The following is an 18,939-nucleotide window of genomic DNA, read 5'->3' as shown; positions in this document are numbered from 1 at the left end:
TCATCTATTCCTCAAATAAACCTCTGATTGAAGAGGCACTGACTCACCTTGAAAAGTGGATGTGAGGTTTACTGTTAGTGAGTTCTGTATAAGTGCAAATGAAAGCTCTGTTATATTCGTTGAAAGGGTATTGTCTGTGCCACCTGTAGTAGGAGGACATGAGGTCCAACCTGTATTTCTTATGATGCTTCCTCCTGACTGCCTGAAACTTATTTTTGTCCCATCTATATTTGTAAAACAAAGCTCTGTAGCAGATATAGAGTTAACAGCAATTAAATTCCTCATCTCTCTTGTCATTCTCTCTATTGCAGTCCTTGCCTCATCCAGTGCCTCTTTTCTCTGGTCAGTCACAAGGTAAGTCTTCATGCCTTTTGTTACAGCATCTGCAACTATATAGCCAACTATGAAGACAATTACTATCGTCATAATTGTTTCTACGAGGGTAAAGCCTTTATTCTTCATCGGTAGTTTGTCCTGAGTGTTATAATCTCTACACTTGAACTGGCACTTGAGACAGCTACCCTTATGCGCTTGTAATCTGAGGATATACTACACGCTGAGGTATCATTAAGGTCACTATCAGGGACATTACAGACCTCGACATTCTGTGTGAAGGTGACACCTCCAAATGTTATGGTATTTGAAAAACCAGTAATGCTGTCAAAGTCCTTTGACCATATCTCTTCCATGAGTGCCTGTCCAAGATTAGATGCAGTTATCTCCTGCTCAGGCTGAACGCCGAGTCTTGCGCTCTGCCCCATCATTACTAAAAGCACTGGGATTGCTATTGCGGAGATTACGATTATCATAATCACCTCTATAAGGGTAAAGCCACTCTTTTTCAATAACTCACCCTTCCCGTGCTATTCTCTATGGATAGGGTCTTTGACCCTTTATAATTAACAGTTATGTCCTCTCCTGTAGAATTAACAAGCCCGCCAATGGAGTCAAATGAGATTGTGTTTGTAATATAGCTAAGAGTTACACCCTCAAACTCCTTACATCTACCCTGCGTAAAGTTAACGACAAACTTCCCCGAGCTATCCGTAGAGCATGGTTCCCCTGGGCTGTTTGCAAGTGTTGGCGGAGTGCTATTTATTACTGCATATACCTCATAGCTATCGGGATAAAATATTATTCCTGCCCTTGTCTGCGAGGATACCGACAGCTTCTGTGCGTATCTTATGTCGGATACTATCTTTCTTACCGAAGAATCGAGCCTTGCCTTATCGGATGCCCCCCACCTTAAAAGCAAAACAACCGAAAGGATGGCAACTATGACCATTACCATCACGGTCTCGATTATAGTAAAGCCCCTCGGCATAAGCATATTTTAGCATATAAGAAATTTGGTTTTCCGAATTATTTTTAACCCTTCAGCCTCCTTCATTACACTGAAATTTTCTAAAGGGGGAACGAGAGGGATTTAGAAAAAAATAAATTCAGAATGACGTTTGAAAGATATTTAAAAGAATGGATTCCCGCCTGCGCGGGAATGACGCGGAGGGGTTCGGGGAATGACGCGGAGGGGTTCGGGGAATGACGCGGAGGGAGATCATAAAAGCCGTGAAATTGTCAAGGTGAAGGATTTCAGGTGAAGGATTTCATATGGACAATTTCATATTTTTTAATTTAAGCTGGCTTAGGGAGGTATTATGAAGAAGATTTCTAAGGCAAGGTTATTTGAACAGGAAAATCCTTTAGATTCAAAGCTGAAACCCAATTTATCTGAACAGGGATTTGAACGGACAGAAGGTTCAAAAGAAAATCCCTTAAAAATCAATGGTGTCTCTGTTCAAGAAAACCATGATTTATCTGAACATTTGAACTGTGAAATGGCTGAAAAACCAAATAAAGACAAAGACTTAGTCGAAAACATCTGAACATATAAAAAAAGGAGATGGAAACGATTTCATAATTTCTTCAAGATTTTATTGTTTAATGTTCTTATGAAGAGGTTGATTCTAACTGCTCTATTAATCACAATCCTTTCTGCCCCATTGGTTTATGCCGAGCCAAAAGGCAGAGTGATACCTTATGGAGATTATTGCTCATGCAGGAATTATGGCATCTGTAAGAAGGAATTGAAACACAAAGAGGCTATCTTGGCAATAGAAACTTATTTCAAAAAGAAAAACCTATTTGTCAAAAATATAAGTTCAAAGGGAAGGTTCATAAAGGCAGACATCTATAAAGGCGAAAAACTCGTCGATAGAGTTATATTTGACAGGAAAACAGGAAGGCTGAGGTCTATATATTAAAGAAGTAAGGGAGATAACATGTCAAAAGATAAGAAGAAAACTTTTGTGGTAGAGCCAAAGAAAAACAATAAATTAATCGCTATCGTAATAGGCATTCTGGTGATTTCGGCAGTAGGCTTTATCTTGTTGTCAGGCAGTGGAGACAGGGTTACGCCTGTAAACGCAGAGGCAGGGATTGTGAAGATACCTGTAGCGGATGTCTCTGATGGTAAGGCAAGGTTTTTTAGTCTAAATGGAATAAGGTTCTTTGTCCTGAAAAGCTCAGATGGCGTTCTAAGGACTGCCTTCGATGCATGCGATGTGTGTTTCCGTGAGAAAAAGGGCTACAGGCAGGAAGGGGATTTAATGGTCTGCAATAACTGCGGTCAGGCATTTCCCTCCGAGAAGATTAACGAGCTTCGTGGAGGATGTAACCCTATTCCAGTGGAAAGGCAGGTACAAGGCAAATACCTCATGCTTAGCGAAGAGGACATCAAAGTCGGAGCAGGTTATTTCTGATGAGACTGAGCCGTATATCCACGGGAAATCTCAGACGCAGAAAGGGAAAGACATTTCTCCTCGTCGCAGGTCTTTCCATAGCAGTGGCAATGGTTGTTTCTATGACCTCGATAACTCATCGGATGGAGGCTGATATTGCAAGAAAACTCGATGAGTTTGGTGCAAACATTATTATCACTCCGAAAACAAAAAGCATATCTCTGACCTATGGCGGTGTTGGAATCACCGATGCATCATACGATGTGGCAGAGCTCGAGGAGGAAGATGCAGGTCTCATAAAGACCATTAAAAATAAAGAAAACATAAGCGTAGTGGCAGGAAAGGTCATCGGAGCCCAAACGATAAAAGACAGAAGCTATCTCATAGTCGGAGTGGACTTTCAATCAGAGTTCCGAATCAAAAAGTGGTGGGGACTTAAAGGCAATGCCAACTCTCATAGGCGAATGCCCTTAAACCTCAGTGTCTTGCCTGAGGAGACTCTAATTGGCAGTTCAGCCGCAGAGTCGTTAGGGATTGCAGCAGGTGGAACAATAGAGCTTGGAGGCAGAAACTATAAAGTAAAGGGGATCCTCGAGGAGAATGCATCTGAGGACGATATAGCCATTTTTATGGACATCAAGGAGGCTCAGAGGCTTCTTGGGAAAACCGGAAGGCTAAGCCTTATCGAGGTCAGTGCATTATGCTCTGCCTGTCCGATTGAAGATATTATTGCTCAGATAGGAGAGAAGCTCCCTCATGTAAAGGTGTCTGCTGTAAAACAGGCAATGACACTCAGGATGCAGACCGTTGAGCAGGTCGTTAGGTTTTCGATGGCTGTCTCAGCCGTTGTCCTCGCAATCGGGTTTTTAATAGTTTTTGTTTCCATGACCTCTTCTATAAACGAAAGGACAAAGGAGATAGGGGTGCTGAGGGCAATCGGATTCAGGAAATCCCACATAATAAAGATAATACTCACAGAGGCATTTGTCGTGAGCAATGTGTCAGGGTTTTTAGGGTGGGCATTTGGAGCCCTCTCTACGCTTTTACTTTCGACCCATCTAACAGGCATAAATGAGAAGGCATTTGACCTCTCGATGATGCCAGTGTCAGTGGCATTGGCACTAATAGTGGGAATGAGTAGCAGTATATACCCTGCAATGAGGGCATCGAGGCTTGAGCCACTTGAGGCATTGAGATGGATATGATAATCGAGATAAGCTCTGTAACAAAGACATTTAATACAAATGGCACATCTTTTATTGCCCTGAAGGGCATTGACCTCTCACTTATGGAAGGCGATTTTATATCGATTACAGGAGAGTCAGGCTCTGGCAAAAGCACACTCCTAAGCATAATAGGCGGGCTTACACCACCCACAGCCGGTGATATAACAGTGGATGGCATCAGGCTCTTAGAGCTTGACCCAGAAAGGCTTGCCGATTTCAGAAGGCAGTATATAGGGTTTGTATTTCAGCAGTTTCACCTCATAACCTATCTTAATGCACTGGAAAATGTGATGCTTCCGCTTTCGATTTCAGAAAGAAACAAAAACCACATGGAAGACACTGCATTTGGGGCTCTCGAAATGGTTGGCATAAAAGACAAGGCATTAAGGCTTCCAAATGAGCTTTCAGGAGGCGAACAGCAGAGGGTGGCAATCGCAAGGGCAATCGTAAATAAGCCGCCAATAATCCTTGCCGACGAGCCAACTGGAAATCTCGATACAAAAACAGGCAGGGAGATATTCGGCATATTTAAAGAGCTAAATTTAAAGGGACATACCGTGATACTCGTAACCCATAACATGGAGCTTGCACAAAAGACTCATCGTATTATAACTATGAAAGATGGGCTGATAAGTAGGGGTTAAACTGGTTACACCCTTGAAAAAGCTCTGCTAAGAAGCTTGAGGGATTTCTTGATGAGCCTGAGGTCTTGATGGGAAAGCCTTGAGAGAGTGTCCTGAAAAACATGGGCATTGAGTAAGGAGCAATAACGGATAGACTTTAACTTAGACTGTTAACTAACAGGAAGCTTACTTCTCTATGACTGCTCGGGTTTTTTGACCCTCTGCAACTATCAGGTCAGCAATATATCTTAATGTATCCTCTGTCTTCTTGGCTATCTCTTTAGCGGTATCATCCATCCTTTTGAATGACTCTTTAGCGGTCTCGTCCATATGTCTTAATGTATCATCCATCTTTTTGAATGACTCAGTTGTATCTTTATGCATTTCTTTTATGAGATTCTGCGTGTCCTGATGTGCCTGCTTCATCCACCTGCCGTTTTTCCATGCCTGATAGGTAAGGATTGCAGCAAGTATTGTTATTGCGATTCCAAAAAGCTCCATTCAATGCCTCCAAGCATACTTTACCACTGCCTCAGAGGGATGTCAACCTTTTCACTTTCATAGATATACTAATTCCCACTCAGAAAGCTTATAGCCTCAATCGCCTCTTCCAATGGGATTGATTGAACCTCATCAGACTTCTCTTTGTATGTAGTCCTCTGCAGGAAGGATTTTTAGTCTTTCTTACTTTCTGGGTCTAAAAGATTAAGAAGGCTTTGAAGGGTAGCTAACTTTAAGAAATTCCTCTCATTGTAGATTCTCCTAAGCTGTTCCTGCATCTTTTCAATGATTATATCGGAGTATGGTGTGGATGCCTCTTTTGTAGTCTCTGGTTCAACCTTAGAGGCTAAGTACAGATTTCCCCTGCCTGTAAGGAGCCAGTCAAGGTTTATGCTACCTTGATATTTTGCATTGAGCTTTGTAAGAAACTGTGCATCAGGGTGGGATTCATCGCTTTCGTATCTTTCAAGTGTTCTCGGTGTGATGTCAAGCCCATGGACGAACTTCTCCCTCGGCTCGCCGAGGTCTTCCTCCCTGAAGTAGCGGAGTCTTTTCCCAATTGTGTCGTATTTTTCTAAACCCATGTCGTTTTTACTTGACATATATGAAATTAATGTCTATAATTTAAGCCAAATTATGACATAAAAGTCATAAAAGCGGGGCTAAGGACAGGCATAAAAACGCCACTAAGCCTGAAGCCCACGCAAGGCAGGCTTATCTTTCAGCCGAAAACTAAGGGTAAGCCTGCTGTATATGCATTTTATATGTTTTTATATTTTCAGTCAATCTTTTATAGGAAGTAGGTAGAAGTAAGGGAGGTGGAAAATGGCAGAGGTAAATATAGGGGGTCTTATAAGACATCTCAGAAAGACATCGGGCATGACACAGATGGGGCTTGCCGATAAACTCAGCCTTACCTACCAGCAGGTCCAGAAATACGAAAGAGGCAGGTCAGAGCTTACCATAAGAAGGCTCAGGCAGGTTGCAGACGCCCTTCATGTGCCCATAAGCATATTCATCAGAGAAAACAATAAATCCATCATAGAAGAGATGGCAGATGATGAGATAGAGATCTTGACTACCTTCAGAAGGCTTAAAGACAAAAGGCAGAGGCACATGGCAGTAAGAATGCTGAAGGTGATGATAGATACCGATTAAAAAACATGGGTATTGAGTAAGGGGTTAGGGCGTAGGTCTCAATTCCCGCTCAGAAAGCTTATAGCCTCTTTTACCTTCTCGAGGTCTACTTTCGTATTAAGGCAGGGTCCAAATGGCCTTTCATTTGGAATCCCTATGACTGGAAGCGGATATGTGTCCGGGATTCCACTACTAAGGTCCATCTCGCATGCAACTGCCACAATGGCTTCAGGCTTTACATCGCTAACTATTCTTCTTGCCAGAGTGCCTCCTGTTGCAACGAAAAGGTTAAGCTTATATCTTTCTGCGAGCTCAATCAGGTTTTTTATCTCGCACTTTCCGCATCCCTCGCAATTGTATATGTTATGCGTGAGCCTGATTTTACACTCATCTATCTGAAGGCAATGCGGAAGAAGTAGAAGGAGTTTTTTAACCCTTGGCTTTTCCTTTTTGACAAGCCTATTATTGAGGTTTATGACGAATGACTGAAGTTGTTCTTTTTTCCAAAAAGAGCCTATGAGCATTAAAAGTGGATAGCAAAGCTTAAGCAAAACCCCTCTCAGGAACCTGTAGCTCATATGAGAAGCTCTCCTCCTTTAAGCCTTCTTCCCTGAAGGAATTCTTTTACGGACATTGCCCTTTTCCCTTGGGGTTTAACCTCTATGACCGAAAGAAGTCCTTTGGCAGTTCCAATGGTTATAGAGTCCCCTGTTACTGTCTCTATCCTACCTTCTGTGCCAGTGCCATCCAATGGCTTAGCCTTGAGAATCTTAACTGTCTCATTGCCGATTCTCGTGTATGCCCCTGGCCACGGCTCCATGCCTCTTATAAAGAGAAAAATCTCTCTTGCAGACCTTCTCCAGTCGATTCGTCCATCCTGTTTTTTAAGAGGTGGTGCATAGCTCGGTGTGCCTATCTGAGGTGTTTTTTTTACCGAGCCATTAATGAGTCCCTCAAGTGTTCTTACTAAAAGCCCTGAGCCCACAACCGAAAGCCTTATTCCGAGTGTCTTTGCTGTGTCGTCATCGGTAATCTCGACCTCTTCCCTGAGGAGTATATCGCCTTCGTCAAGTCCCTCTGACATCACCATGGTAGTAACCCCTGTTTTAGTTTCTCCGTTTATTATAGCCCATGCAATGGGCGATGCACCCCTCAATTTTGGAAGCAAGGATGCATGAAGGTTTATGGGTGCAACCTTTGGGATGTCAAGTATTGCCTTTGGAAGTATTCTTCCATAAGCAACAACTACTATAAAGTCCGGGTTTATGGATTTAAGGGTATCGATAAAATTTTCATCCTTTAGCCTTAGAGGCTGAATGACCCTTATGCCATGAGAGATGGCAAATTCCTTGACAGGAGGCATTGCCATGACATGGCCTCTGCCTTTTGGCTTGTCGCTCTGGGTGACAACCAAAGGGACCTGTAACCCTGCTCTCAAGATACCATCCAATGAAGGGACAGAGAACTCTGGTGTTCCAAAATAGATTATGTTTTTAGTGAGCTTCCCCTCAGCCATCACTCGCTATTTAACTGTTAGCGCTGTCTTATGAAGGCGCTTCTTATAAAACTCTCTTTTGATAAAGCTTATTCTGTTTAAGATAAGGATTCCATCTATGTGGTCTATCTCGTGCTGAAGTACTCGGGATAAAAGCCCCTCTGCTTGTATCTCGATTGCTTTTCCGTTTCTATCGAGTCCTCTGACAATAACCCTTTCAGCCCTTTTTATGTTTACAGTGAGTCCTGGCACACTCAGGCATCCCTCATCGCTTTCAATTAAGCCTTCTTTTAGGACAATCTCAGGGTTGACAAGGACGACAAGGGAGGACAACTCATCAGCCTTACTTATATCGGTTACTATAATCCTTTCCGAGACTCCAACCTGTGGTGCGGCAAGCCCTATGCCAGGTGCGGCATACATGGTCTCAATCATGTTATCTATGAGACGCAGGTGCCTTTTGCTCAGTCCATCCACGGATACAGCTTTCTCGGTAAGGATTGTATCCGGGTATTTCTTTATCTCGAGCACAGCCATTATTTATTATACCTTTTTTCTTTTAAGGAAATAGAATTTAGGAGACCTGTCGAGCCTGCCTCCTTCGCCTTCTATGAACTTGCCAAGCCTCTGGTAATATCTTATGACTGTCTCCTCGTAGTCGCCTTCTGGCGCAGAAAATGCCTTATCGTAGTCTTCATCGTAAGCACGAAGAAGTGCTGATGCGAAAGCCTCTCCGAGTTTCCTTCCAGTTCTATCATATACATAAACTGCACCACAAGTGCATCTGCCTCCCTCGATTGTCTCAAAGCGAAGCTTTACCTCAGCTGGAGGCTCGAGGGTTTCCTTGCAGAAAGGACACTGGAGGGGCTCTCTTGCCATCATGTCGTATATTCTGCATTGACCTTTACATACTCCTCCGTGAGGTCGCATGTAAGGACATTTGCCTTTGAGATGCCTGAATTGAGGTTAACTGTGAGCTTTATCTCACTGCCCTCTAATACCTTTTTTGCCTCCTCAGCTCTGCCAGTAAAGACACCTCTTCCCACAATCTTTACATCTCCAAAATAAATATCGGTTTTTTCCTCTTTAAGAGATGCTCCTGAGCGTCCAAGTGCCGCCATTATCCTTCCCCAGTTTACATCCTCACCATATATAGCGGTCTTTACGAGGTTTGAGTTTGCTATAGCAAATGCGGCCCTGAGGGCATCCTTGTCTGTCTTAGCACCCCGTATCTCTATCTCGATGAGCTTCGTTGCACCCTCCCCATCCCTCACTATCATCCTTGAAAGCTCATATGCAAGGTCATTGAGTGCCTTTCTAAAACCTCTATAATATGTCGAGCCTTCCTTAATCGTCTTATTTCCAAGCATTCCATTTGCCATTATGAATGCCGAATCCGATGTTGACATATCTCCATCTACGGTTATCCTGTTAAATGAGCAGTTAACTGCCTCCCTGAATGCCTTCCTCATGGCATTTCTCTCTATGGCAATATCTGTCATGAAAAAAGCCATCATCGTTGCCATGTGAGGTGCTATCATGCCTGCACCCTTTGCGATGCCTAAAATTCTCCCTGTAGTTTTGCCGACCCTTACGATTCTTTCCGAGACCTTTGGGAATGTATCGGTTGTCATTATTGCCCTTGCTGTATCAAAAGGAGTGAAACCTCCTAATGACTTTGTAAGAAAAGGTATCTTCTGCCTGATTTTTTCCATTGGAAGCAAAACCCCTATAACCCCTGTCGAGCACACATAAACAAGCTCCTCTGGTATGCGAAGCTCTCTGGCAGTAAGCCTTGCCATCTCGATGGCATCCCTTATGCCTTTTTTGCCTGTCATGACATTGGAGTTTCCGCTGTTTATGAGTATTGCCCTGCCTCTTCCTGATTTAATCCTATGAATATTGAGCTTGACAGGTGCACCTTTTATCCTATTTGTGGTAAACATGGCAGAAGAGACCGCCTCTTTCTCGGAGTATATGAGTGCCATGTCAGGTCTATCGGATTTCTTTATTCCTGCCTCTACTATGGAGAGCTTAAAGCCAATGGGACAGATGGCTGTCATGGATGAATGCCAGAGGCAGAAAGGGCAGTTCTCTCATCGAAGCCCATCATGATATTCATATTCTGAACTGCCTGCCCTGATGCGCCTTTTACGAGATTGTCTATTGCAGTAACGATTATCAGAGTTCCTGTCCTTTTATTCATCTTAAATCCAATCTCGCAGAGATTAGATCCCCTTACATCTTTGACATTTGGATACATCCCCTCCTCGAGAACATTTATAAAAGGCTCTTTAGCATATGTCCTCTTATAAAGCCTATAGAGGTCTTTTGTATGCTTTATCCCCCTGAGTTTTACATACATGGTTGTAAGGATTCCCCTATCAAGAGGGATAAGATGGGGTGTGAAGTCAACTATGACCGATTTTCTTAGAAAGGCTGAGATTTCCTGCTCAATCTCAGGTGTATGCCTGTGAACTGCAAGTCCATAAGCCCTGAAGCCTTCGTTTACCTCTGAGAAGGAAAAGGCAATATCCGATTGTCTTCCTGCACCGGATGCGCCTGACTTTGAGTCTATAACGATTCCTTTTGGCTCGATGAGCTTAGCCTTTAAAAGGGGATACATGCCTAAGAGTGCACCTGTTGGATAACAGCCCGGATTTGCAATCAGGTCTGCTTTTTTAATCCTTTCCCTGTAAAGCTCAGGCAGTCCATAGACAGCTCTCTTTATAGTTGAGATGAATTTATGAGAAACCTTATACCAGTCCTCATAGACCTTTGGGTCTTTGAGCCTGTAGTCAGCAGAAAGGTCTATGACCTTTTTGCCATGTCTAAAGAAAAAATCAACTGGCAGTTGAGATGTTCCATGGGGTAATGCCATGAAAAACAGATCTGCCTTTTTAAGGAGGACTTGTTTTTCGAGGGGCTCATATGTCAGGTCTCGGCATTTGCAGAGGTGCGGGAAAAGCTCTGAAACGGATTTGCCTTTTGACCTTTCGGAGGTTACAGCAGTTATCTCGACAAATGGATGCCCGAGAAGAAGTCGTATCAACTCCGAGCCTGTATATCCACTGCCGCCACATATGGCAATCCTAAGCATATCTTATATGCTCAAATTATCTCTTTGAGAACTGGAATCTTTTTCTTGCGCCCTTCTGCCCGTACTTCTTTCTCTCTTTTTCTCTCGGGTCCCTCATAAGAAAGCCTTCCTTTTTAAGCTTCTGTCTGAGGTCTCCTTCTATCTCTACGAGAGCCCTCGAGATGCCATGCCTTAAAGCACCAGCCTGTCCTGCCGGACCGCCTCCAATGACATTTGCGGATATATCGTATTTTCCTGCCATACCTGAGAGTTCAAGAGGCTGTCTTATAATCATCCTGAGGGTCGGGCTTGGGAAATAAGTCTCAAACGGTTTCTTGTTGATACTTATCTGACCATTGCCTGAAGCCATGGTAACCCTGGCTATAGCGGTCTTTCTTCTTCCTGTTGCATTATATAGAATCTCAGCCATTAGTGCTCCTTATAGTTTAATTTTAAGATTTCCGGTTTCTGGGCGCTATGAGGATGCAGAGCGCCTCTGTATACCTTGAGCTTCTTTATTAGAGTTCTTCCGAGCCTGCCTTTTGGGAGCATGCCCCAGACTGCATCTGTTATAACCCCTTCGGGGTCTCTCCTGATGCGGTCTTTTGCACTTTCAGCCCTTAAGCCTCCGGGATAGCCTGAGTGGCGGTAGTAGATTTTACTGTCAAGCTTTTTGCCTGTAAGCTTAACCTTTTCAGCATTGACTACGATTACGAAATCCCCTGTGTCTACATTAGGCGTAAACTGAGGCTTATTCTTACCCCTCAGATAAGTGGCTACCTTGGTAGCAAGTCTCCCAAGCACCTTGTCATCTGCATCGACAAGATACCATCTATGCCCTATATCGGTCTTCTTTGCAAATAGAGTCTTCATTAAAGATACCTCTGTTTCTGTTAAGGAATTTGAAATTATAATAGATATCAGCGATAATTGTCAATTGCAACCTATTGAATAATACGGGAAACTGGCGGGGGCTTAACCGCCTATCTGCGACATGGAGGGAAGGACGGAGAAATCGTTCTCCCTCAGTCGGTGTCCGGCGGGCTTTACGCATACGGCACGCAGGAAAAGCTCGTCCAACTCCTTCTCGGATGCCCCATTTCGCATTGGGGTCATAATGTCAACTTCAGTATCCGAAAACAGACACGGCCTTATCCTGCCGTGGGCAGTCAGCCGAAGCCTGTTGCACCACTCGCAGAAGCACTCGCTTATGGGGCTAATAAAACCGATGATTCCCCTTGCGCCTTCGAGACGGTAGTTCCTTGAAGGTCCCTTGCCCCTGAATTTCCGGAGGCTCAGCCTGCCGGTAGCGGATATCTTCTTGATAAGTTCGTCCTTCTTTACGCAGGCATCGTTGCTCCACCTGCCGCGCTGGCCGACAGGCATCAGCTCGATGAACCTTATATGCCAGTCCTTCTCCATGGTGAGCATGGCGAAATCGGCAGCTTCGTCGTCGTTTATCCCGCGGATGGGCACGACATTGATTTTTATAGGCGAAATCCCAGCCCTCTCCGCAGTTTCTATTGCCTCCCAGACACGGCAGATTTCGCCGCCCCTTGTCATGAGCCTGTACCTGTCCTCTTTCAGGGTGTCGAGGCTGATATTCACGCGGTCGAGTCCGGCCTTTTTAATCGCTCCGGCCATTTTCTTAAGCTCGATGCCGTTTGTAGTTATAGCCAAATCCTTGATGCCAATCCCCTTTATGGATTCAACAATCTCCAGTATGTCGGTCCTGAGTAGCGGCTCGCCCCCGGTTATCCGCACCTTCGAGACCCCATGCCTGTGCGCAGTCCTGACGAACCTGACTATCTCCTCGGATGTGAGCATCTCCTTGGCGTCAAAGTAGCGGATTGGACCTTCTGGAATGCAATACACGCATTTGAGGTTGCACCTGTCCGTAACGGATATGCGGAGGTAGTCTATCCTTCGGTTAAATGAATCTGTGACGGACTCGCCCATTTATCCCTAATATTTTCCAAAAGAGCAGACAGGATACCTGCATTCGGAGCAGTGAAGACACAAGCCCCCGTGTCCGAGTTCTGCCAGCTCTTTCCTTCCTATCCTCTCCCCTGCAAGCACCCTCGGAAATATAATATCGAAAACAGTGTTCTTTGATGGCTTATGCCCCCTCAACCTTGTCGAAATAGTAGATATTAATCGGAATCGTATCACTGGTGAGGTCGGTTGTCAATATACTTTGTATGGAAGTGGCAGGTGTTGAAAAAATCCTCTCAAGTATTACATTATAATACGATGTCCTCAATAAGGAAGGAGAGTTTATGAGCGAGTTTCTAATGAAATCAGCTTTTCTTGAAAAATTGAATTCGCCATTAGTCATCGACCAGCTGATTATACCAAAATTGGATGTCGGACAGGTTCTGGTGAAAGTCATTTGTAGTGGAATATGTGGAAAACAAATTGGAGAGATAGACGGCTGGTTCGGCGAGGATAAATATCTGCCTCATCTGATGGGTCATGAAGGAGGCGGTGTGGTGGTTGAAACCGGACCTGGGGTTACATCCATACGGAAGGGCGACCATGTAGTCATGCACTGGCGCAAGGGAAGCGGAATAGAATCGTCATTCCCCAGATATAAGAGAGGAGACTCTTCCGTTGGAGGCGGTCTGGTTACAACCTTCAACGAATATGCGGTAGTATCGGAAAACCGCATCACGCCGATACCGAAAGATATTCCCTTTGAGATTGCCGCACTGATGGGCTGTGCCGTAACGACTGCATTGGGACTTATAGACAACGAGGCTGAATTAAAGATTGGCCAATCGATAGCTGTTTTTGGATGCGGCGGGGTTGGATTAAATGTAGTTCAGGGGGCTAAGATGACATCGGCATATCCAATTATAGCCATCGATAGATTAGACATTAAATTGCAGATGGCGTCCATGCACGGTGCGACACATATAGTCAACGCTCAAAATACCGATGTCAGGAATGAAATACTTAAAATAGCAGGCAGACATGGTGTCGATGTTTTTGTCGAGTGCACAGGCAATGTGGACAATATCTCATTCGCATATGCTCTGACATCGCCATCCGGGAAAACAATTCTGGTTGGTCAGCCACGATATGACCAGAGCCTGAGAATCGATTCATTCAGCAAACACTATGGTGGGAAAAAAATGTTTGCAAGTCTGGGAGGTTTAACTAACCCCGATGAGGATATCCCGCGGTATCTCAGGCTTTACTCCTCTGGAAAGCTCGATTTAACAGGTCTTATTACCCACAGGTTTTCGCTCGATGAGATTAACCTGGCTTTAGATAAAATGAGGTCCGGGCAAACAGGACGATGCATCATCGAGATGAGCGAGTAATATAGAGATATGAGAAGGAAAACGGCACTGATAACTGGTGCAAGCAGAGGTCTGGGTAAGAGTTTAGCGTTAGTTTTTTCATCTAACGGGTATAATATAATTTTACATGGCAGGGATGAGGGAAGATTAAATAGCGTAAGACAAGAGGTATTAAAGAGCAAGGTTGACTGCTATGTCGTAATTGGAGACATTACCGAGGAGCAAACCATAATAAATCTAACTAACTGCGCAGAGAAGGCGGATATAGATATATTGATTAACAATGCAGGAGTATATTTTCAAAAACCAGTTGACGAAACGAGCCCTTACGAATTAAAAAACCTGCTGAATGTGAATCTGCTTTCTCCAATTTTGTTGACTAAAGGCATATTCGAAATATTCAAGAAAAAATCTTCGGGATTAATAATTAATATTAATTCGGTTGCAGGCAAGAGCTTTGGTCAGCTTGAATCCGCATATTGTGCCAGTAAACATGGATTAAGAGGCTTCATGGGGTCATTTCAGTTCGAGGCTTTAAAATACAATGTGCCAATAATAAATATATATTCGGGGGCAATGTCTACTGATATGACGGCTGAAAGAGGAGACACGGAGAAGTTTATACGAACTGAAGAGGCCGCTCGATTCATCTTCGAGATGTCCCGAGACTACTCAAGCATGCGAATAAGCGAGATAGATATATTCAGGAAAATATATTGATAACATATAAAGCTATATGAAACATCCAGATTTTACTAAAGCAACAGTACTTGTCATAGGCGATATAATGCTGGATAAATATCATTTCGGTAAAGTCCGAAGGATTTCGCCTGAGGCGCCTGTGCCTGTGGTAAAGGTCGAAAAATCTCATTTCGCACTCGGAGGTGCCGGAAATGTAGCGCATAACATTGCCCACCTTCAAGGGAATGCTGTTTTAACTGGATTTGTAGGCAGGGATAACAATAGGGCTATCCTTTCGGAGTTGCTCGATGAAGCAGGAGTCAAATCTATTCTGGTGGAAACGGAAATGCCCACGATAACAAAGGTCAGGGTGATTGGTGAGCATCAACAGATTGTTAGGCTCGATTTTGAGGAGATAGGCAAAATCAACCATCGATATACATCCGAAATAATGGCAAATGCAAAAAAAATGGTTGATAAAGTTAATGCAATTATTATCTCGGACTATGACAAAGGCGTCTGTAGTCCTGATATATGTCGGTATATTATTAAATCGGCAAATGACAATAATGTATATATAATAGTTGACCCAAAAGGTAAAGATTGGGACAAATACAGGGGGGCTACGGTCGTCAAGCCAAATGTAAAAGAGCTAAGCTATATAGCGGGCAAAGAGATTGCAAATGTGGATTCCGAGATTGAAAAATACGGCATGGAGGTTTTGAACGAATATGGAGTTAGGCATCTGCTTGTTACCCGTTCGGAAAAAGGCATGTCTTTGGTTTCGCACCATGGCGTCAGCCATTTTCCCACAGAGGCAAAAGAGGTATTCGACATCTCAGGTGCTGGAGACACGGTTGTGGCAACACTTTCTGTAGCAATTGGGTGCGGGCTTGACCTGGAGGCATCTGCACTGCTTGCAAATAAGGCGGCTGGAATCGTAGTCAGCAAGATGGGCACTGCCACCCTAGAGTACGAGGAACTTATATTTTCCCATGATAGAGATAGCAACAAGGTAGTTGATGTCAAGAGAATTTCAAAGATTGTAAATGACCTGAGGCTTAAAAACAAAAAGATAGTCTTTACAAACGGATTTTTTGACATTATTCATAAAGGACATATTGCTCATTTAAAGGAGGCGGAAAAACTTGGAGATGTTCTCATCGTAGGCATGAACTCCGATGCATCGATTAAGAGGCTTAAAGGACCCGAAATGCCTATTAACAACGAGAAAGACAGGGCTGAAGTATTATCTGCCCTCGAATATGTCGATTACATATGTATATTTAAAGAAGATACCCCTGACAATTTAATTCAGGCGATAAGACCCGATGTGGTTTATACCCAAAACGACTAAAGGCTGGACTTAACCTTCCAACTTTTTCCTGTCCTCGGGACTTCCCATGAATATCAATGCCATCCCTTCCTCGAGCAGAATCTCATCAGAAGGGTTATACGCATAAGAGCCGTCTTTTCCAAGAAGGGCAAGGATAAGGGCTTGCCTTTTAATCCCTCCAATCTGTCTTCCTATGAGGGGAGAGCCAGCAGTCAGTCTTATCTCCTCGACCCTCAGGTTCTTATCCCTGTCCCTTAGCATCTGGTCAAGGAATGTCACCACAGTAGGACGAATCATCTCGGATGCCATTCTCAAGCCTCCTATGAGATTGGAAGAGACAACAGAGTCTGCACCTGCTTTCTTAAGCCTCTCGGTGTTTTTAATGTCATTGCATCTGGTCACGATTCTTAGGTTAGGGCATGACTGTCTTGCAGAAAGGGTTATCACGAGATTGTCTTTATCAGAGCCGGTTGTAACGATAAGCCCTCCTGCGTAAGCAATGCCTGCCTTCTCCAATACCTCACTGTCCGTTGCATCTGCAATAACCACTCCGATATTGGAGAACCTTTCTTTAAACTCCTCGACCCGTGCAGGGTTATTATCGATTACCACTGCTTGCCTGCCTGTCTGGTGAAGCTCCTCCACTACATGCAAGCCAAGCCTGCCTATGCCACAAACGATATAATGGTCCTTCATCTTACCGATAAGCTTTTGCATCTTCTTCCTCCAGAATATTTCTTTTATGTCGCCTTCTATTAAAAAGGCAGTTGCATTGGACAAAAAATAAAGTATTACGGACATCCCTGCAAATATGAGGAAAATAGTGAACAGCTTTCCAGAGGTGCTCGTTGTAACATCGATGACCTCTCTATAGCCTACTGTTGCAACGGTTATGACAGTCATGTAGATGTAATCTATAAGAGGGTACTCCTCCACTGCAATAAGCCAGTATCCTATTGTGCCGACTGTGAGGGTAAGGATGAAAAGGGAAAACGAAAGTAGGAATTTCTTCTTGAATGCAGATATTGTGCTTATCTCTTCAGCCATTCATCTGCCCTTTAAAACCTTTGGCTTGTCCCTTTTTGCATCCACAAGACAGAAAAATCCAAATGGCTCGTTATAAGGGTTTTTAAGCTGATGCCCTGCGTGAGGCTCTATATAAAGGGTATCTAAAAAACCGATTCTATAGGATTTACCATTAACCCTGCACAGTCCCCTTCCCCTTATACCAACCACAACATGCTCATGCCTGTGCCTTTCTAAGGTCGTATAACCCTGTGGTGCTATCTGAAAGTATCTCACATGAAACCTCGTCTTTTCACCATAGGTGCCTGTAAGCACCCTTCTTGAGGCATTAAACCATGTGCTATCATCGGATTTATATCTTTCAATCTTAATCCCTTTCCATGTGTAATTGCATCTATGCTTAATCAGCCTTGTTTTTAAAGAGGGATTTCCTTTACCTTTTGATGTCTTCCAATCGCATGTCAATGTTTTAGGCATAGAGGGTTTATATTATAACCTATCAAAAGACTATAATGCATTTAAGCGACTCCCTTGCCTCTTCGGTAAGTCTATATGCCTTCTTTACATCTTGTATGGGGAATCTGTGTGTAATTAGTCTTTCTGCCCTTACAATGCCCGAGGCTATAAGCTCAAGGCTATCTGCCGTGTCATTTGGTCCACACGAATAGCTTGTTATAATAGAGATGTCATTAAAATAAAGCTCATTTGGTTTTAAGGTCAGGGTCTCATCAGGCTTAACAGGGGTAAACATGAGCACACTGCCTCCTTTAGCCGAACACGATATGCCCTCCTTTAATTCCTCCACAGTATTTGGCCCAACAATTACAAGATGTGCCATCTCTTCTGATGTAATATCTTTCAACCTGTCTTTAAGTGCTGATTTTGAGACATCGATAACATAGTCAAAACCAAGCTCCATTGCCTTATTGAGCCTATATGGTACAGTATCAGCTCCTATAACCTTTCCTCCGCCATATCTTTTTGCAGTGATTCCATTAAGTATTCCCATAAACCCAAGACCTATGACTGCCACGGTGTCTCCATGCCTGAGCCTTGCCCTTCTTAAGCCCTTGACTATACAGGCAAGTGGCTCAATCAGGACTCCGTCTTCATAGCTCAGGTTATTAGGCAGGCTCAGGGTGTCGTTTTCTAAATTAATATGAGGGATGAGGATATACTCTGAGATGCCACCGGGAATTATGTTAGAGTTCCGCCATGTATCGCAGTGCACATAATCCCCCCTTCTACAGAGCCTGCATGTAAAGCACGGTGCATGATGATGCACAAAGACCCTGTCCCCGACCTTAAAGGAGCTAACCTCTTTTCCAACTTCCACTATCTCGCCTGAAGGCTCATGCCCTAAAATTAGAGGGGACTTTTTTTCGATATACCACTTCATCACATCCCCTGAGCATATGCCCGATGCCTTTGTCTTAAGAAGGGCATCCTTTGGACCAATATCTGGCACAGGCATGTCTTCAATACGTATGTCGTCAAAACTATAGAGTTTAGCTACCTTCAAGAAACATCCTCAGCCCTGTAATAAAGCCTGTCTTAAGCAATTTTTTATTTTAACATAATGCAGAAATCCATAGAACCCTTCGGATATGCTTGATTTAATAGGGTAGGGGGGGTATCCTCCTAAGTTATTGATTTTTAATGATTCCTGCTTCCATTTTAGTTCCGTTTAGTTCCGTTTTGGTTCACTTTTATGCATTTTATTTGCACTTCTCCACCCTCTGTCTCCTCTTTCGTCGCCCTGAGCCTGTCGCCCTGAGCTTGTCGAAGG

General features: G+C 43.7%; 26 protein-coding genes. 9 read left to right on the top strand and 17 right to left on the bottom strand.

Going from position 1 to position 18,939, the window contains the following annotated elements:
- The 3 genes from HY805_06000 to HY805_05990 are packed head-to-tail and all read right to left on the bottom strand — an operon-like array spanning window position 1 to window position 1,324.
- A complete protein-coding gene (locus tag HY805_06000) occupies window positions 1-462 on the bottom strand; it encodes a prepilin-type N-terminal cleavage/methylation domain-containing protein (protein ID MBI4823767.1) in 462 nt (153 codons plus the stop codon).
- Window positions 459-845, bottom strand: a complete 387-nt coding sequence (locus HY805_05995; GenBank protein MBI4823766.1) for a prepilin-type N-terminal cleavage/methylation domain-containing protein — start codon at window positions 843-845, stop codon at window positions 459-461. The genes HY805_06000 and HY805_05995 overlap by 4 nt, the downstream gene beginning before the upstream one ends.
- On the bottom strand, window positions 842-1,324 hold the full coding sequence (locus tag HY805_05990; GenBank protein MBI4823765.1) for a type II secretion system protein: 483 nt from the start codon (window positions 1,322-1,324) through the stop codon (window positions 842-844). The genes HY805_05995 and HY805_05990 overlap by 4 nt, the downstream gene beginning before the upstream one ends.
- Before the next feature lie 331 nt (window positions 1,325-1,655).
- On the opposite strand from HY805_05990, the gene HY805_05985 reads away from it, so the two are divergent.
- The 5 genes from HY805_05985 (at window position 1,656) to HY805_05965 (ending at window position 4,608) form a co-directional block, all read left to right on the top strand.
- Entirely contained in the window at window positions 1,656-1,883 is a 228-nt protein-coding gene (locus tag HY805_05985; protein MBI4823764.1) for a hypothetical protein, read from the top strand.
- Window positions 1,884-1,949: 66 nt separating this feature from the next.
- A complete protein-coding gene (locus HY805_05980; protein ID MBI4823763.1) occupies window positions 1,950-2,261 on the top strand; it encodes a hypothetical protein in 312 nt (103 codons plus the stop codon).
- Between the two features lie 18 nt (window positions 2,262-2,279).
- A complete protein-coding gene (locus HY805_05975) occupies window positions 2,280-2,759 on the top strand; it encodes a DUF2318 domain-containing protein (protein ID MBI4823762.1) in 480 nt (159 codons plus the stop codon).
- On the top strand, window positions 2,759-3,943 hold the full coding sequence (locus HY805_05970) for an ABC transporter permease (protein ID MBI4823761.1): 1,185 nt from the start codon (window positions 2,759-2,761) through the stop codon (window positions 3,941-3,943). Before HY805_05975 ends, HY805_05970 begins: the two co-directional genes overlap by 1 nt.
- Window positions 3,943-4,608, top strand: a complete 666-nt coding sequence (locus HY805_05965) for an ABC transporter ATP-binding protein (protein ID MBI4823760.1) — start codon at window positions 3,943-3,945, stop codon at window positions 4,606-4,608. Before HY805_05970 ends, HY805_05965 begins: the two co-directional genes overlap by 1 nt.
- Before the next feature lie 165 nt (window positions 4,609-4,773).
- Here HY805_05965 and HY805_05960 read toward each other — a convergent pair whose 3' ends face one another.
- Together HY805_05960 and HY805_05955 are read right to left on the bottom strand one after the other, a co-directional pair.
- Entirely contained in the window at window positions 4,774-5,088 is a 315-nt protein-coding gene (locus HY805_05960) for a hypothetical protein (GenBank protein ID MBI4823759.1), read from the bottom strand.
- Between the two features lie 173 nt (window positions 5,089-5,261).
- Complete coding sequence (locus tag HY805_05955; GenBank protein MBI4823758.1) at window positions 5,262-5,690, bottom strand: helix-turn-helix transcriptional regulator; 429 nt, start codon at window positions 5,688-5,690, stop codon at window positions 5,262-5,264.
- 223 nt (window positions 5,691-5,913) lie between these two features.
- On the opposite strand from HY805_05955, the gene HY805_05950 reads away from it, so the two are divergent.
- Window positions 5,914-6,246 carry a helix-turn-helix transcriptional regulator gene (locus HY805_05950; GenBank protein ID MBI4823757.1) on the top strand — a complete coding sequence of 111 codons (333 nt, stop codon included), beginning with the start codon at window positions 5,914-5,916 and terminating at the stop codon, window positions 6,244-6,246.
- Window positions 6,247-6,284: 38 nt separating this feature from the next.
- Here HY805_05950 and HY805_05945 read toward each other — a convergent pair whose 3' ends face one another.
- The 9 genes from HY805_05945 to moaA all read right to left on the bottom strand — a co-directional run bounded on the left by HY805_05945 (window position 6,285) and on the right by moaA (window position 12,758).
- Window positions 6,285-6,803 (bottom strand): DUF116 domain-containing protein, encoded by a 519-nt coding sequence (locus HY805_05945; protein ID MBI4823756.1) that lies wholly within the window; start codon window positions 6,801-6,803, stop codon window positions 6,285-6,287.
- Window positions 6,800-7,741 (bottom strand): methionyl-tRNA formyltransferase, encoded by a 942-nt coding sequence (locus tag HY805_05940; GenBank protein MBI4823755.1) that lies wholly within the window; start codon window positions 7,739-7,741, stop codon window positions 6,800-6,802. Before HY805_05940 ends, HY805_05945 begins: the two co-directional genes overlap by 4 nt.
- Before the next feature lie 6 nt (window positions 7,742-7,747).
- Window positions 7,748-8,257 carry a peptide deformylase gene (gene def / locus HY805_05935; GenBank protein MBI4823754.1) on the bottom strand — a complete coding sequence of 170 codons (510 nt, stop codon included), beginning with the start codon at window positions 8,255-8,257 and terminating at the stop codon, window positions 7,748-7,750.
- 6 nt (window positions 8,258-8,263) lie between these two features.
- Complete coding sequence (locus tag HY805_05930) at window positions 8,264-8,602, bottom strand: hypothetical protein (GenBank protein MBI4823753.1); 339 nt, start codon at window positions 8,600-8,602, stop codon at window positions 8,264-8,266.
- The gene (gene argJ, locus HY805_05925; GenBank protein MBI4823752.1) at window positions 8,599-9,774 is read right to left on the bottom strand and encodes a bifunctional glutamate N-acetyltransferase/amino-acid acetyltransferase ArgJ; all 1,176 of its coding nucleotides are present in this window, start codon (window positions 9,772-9,774) and stop codon (window positions 8,599-8,601) included. The genes HY805_05930 and argJ overlap by 4 nt, the downstream gene beginning before the upstream one ends.
- 5 nt (window positions 9,775-9,779) lie before the next feature.
- Entirely contained in the window at window positions 9,780-10,820 is a 1,041-nt protein-coding gene (locus HY805_05920; protein MBI4823751.1) for an N-acetyl-gamma-glutamyl-phosphate reductase, read from the bottom strand.
- Window positions 10,821-10,836: 16 nt separating this feature from the next.
- Window positions 10,837-11,229 (bottom strand): 30S ribosomal protein S9, encoded by a 393-nt coding sequence (gene rpsI, locus HY805_05915; GenBank protein MBI4823750.1) that lies wholly within the window; start codon window positions 11,227-11,229, stop codon window positions 10,837-10,839.
- Window positions 11,229-11,672 (bottom strand): 50S ribosomal protein L13, encoded by a 444-nt coding sequence (gene rplM / locus HY805_05910; protein MBI4823749.1) that lies wholly within the window; start codon window positions 11,670-11,672, stop codon window positions 11,229-11,231. Before rplM ends, rpsI begins: the two co-directional genes overlap by 1 nt.
- Before the next feature lie 102 nt (window positions 11,673-11,774).
- Window positions 11,775-12,758, bottom strand: a complete 984-nt coding sequence (moaA, locus tag HY805_05905; GenBank protein ID MBI4823748.1) for a GTP 3',8-cyclase MoaA — start codon at window positions 12,756-12,758, stop codon at window positions 11,775-11,777.
- Between the two features lie 320 nt (window positions 12,759-13,078).
- Between moaA and HY805_05900 the strand changes: the two genes are divergently transcribed.
- Genes HY805_05900 through rfaE1 form a run of 3 tightly spaced genes read left to right on the top strand, consistent with a single transcriptional unit; the run spans window position 13,079 to window position 16,145 of the window.
- Window positions 13,079-14,128, top strand: coding sequence for a zinc-binding dehydrogenase (locus tag HY805_05900; GenBank protein ID MBI4823747.1), 1,050 nt, complete (start codon window positions 13,079-13,081; stop codon window positions 14,126-14,128).
- 9 nt (window positions 14,129-14,137) lie between these two features.
- Window positions 14,138-14,827 (top strand): SDR family NAD(P)-dependent oxidoreductase, encoded by a 690-nt coding sequence (locus tag HY805_05895; GenBank protein MBI4823746.1) that lies wholly within the window; start codon window positions 14,138-14,140, stop codon window positions 14,825-14,827.
- 16 nt (window positions 14,828-14,843) lie between these two features.
- Entirely contained in the window at window positions 14,844-16,145 is a 1,302-nt protein-coding gene (gene rfaE1 / locus HY805_05890; protein ID MBI4823745.1) for a D-glycero-beta-D-manno-heptose-7-phosphate kinase, read from the top strand.
- 9 nt (window positions 16,146-16,154) lie between these two features.
- Here the strand turns inward: rfaE1 and HY805_05885 are convergent, their stop codons facing one another.
- The 3 genes from HY805_05885 to HY805_05875 are packed head-to-tail and all read right to left on the bottom strand — an operon-like array spanning window position 16,155 to window position 18,672.
- On the bottom strand, window positions 16,155-17,171 hold the full coding sequence (locus HY805_05885) for a potassium channel protein (GenBank protein ID MBI4823744.1): 1,017 nt from the start codon (window positions 17,169-17,171) through the stop codon (window positions 16,155-16,157).
- Complete coding sequence (locus HY805_05880; GenBank protein MBI4823743.1) at window positions 17,172-17,627, bottom strand: cupin domain-containing protein; 456 nt, start codon at window positions 17,625-17,627, stop codon at window positions 17,172-17,174.
- Between the two features lie 22 nt (window positions 17,628-17,649).
- Window positions 17,650-18,672 (bottom strand): alcohol dehydrogenase catalytic domain-containing protein, encoded by a 1,023-nt coding sequence (locus HY805_05875; GenBank protein ID MBI4823742.1) that lies wholly within the window; start codon window positions 18,670-18,672, stop codon window positions 17,650-17,652.
- Window positions 18,673-18,939 lie beyond the last annotated feature (267 nt).

Source organism: Nitrospirota bacterium (assembly GCA_016207905.1).
In the GTDB taxonomy this organism is placed as follows: domain Bacteria; phylum Nitrospirota; class Thermodesulfovibrionia; order Thermodesulfovibrionales; family JdFR-86; genus JACQZC01.
The sequence above is the reverse complement of the archived record's forward strand: the minus strand, read 5'-3'. Positions and strand labels throughout refer to the sequence as shown.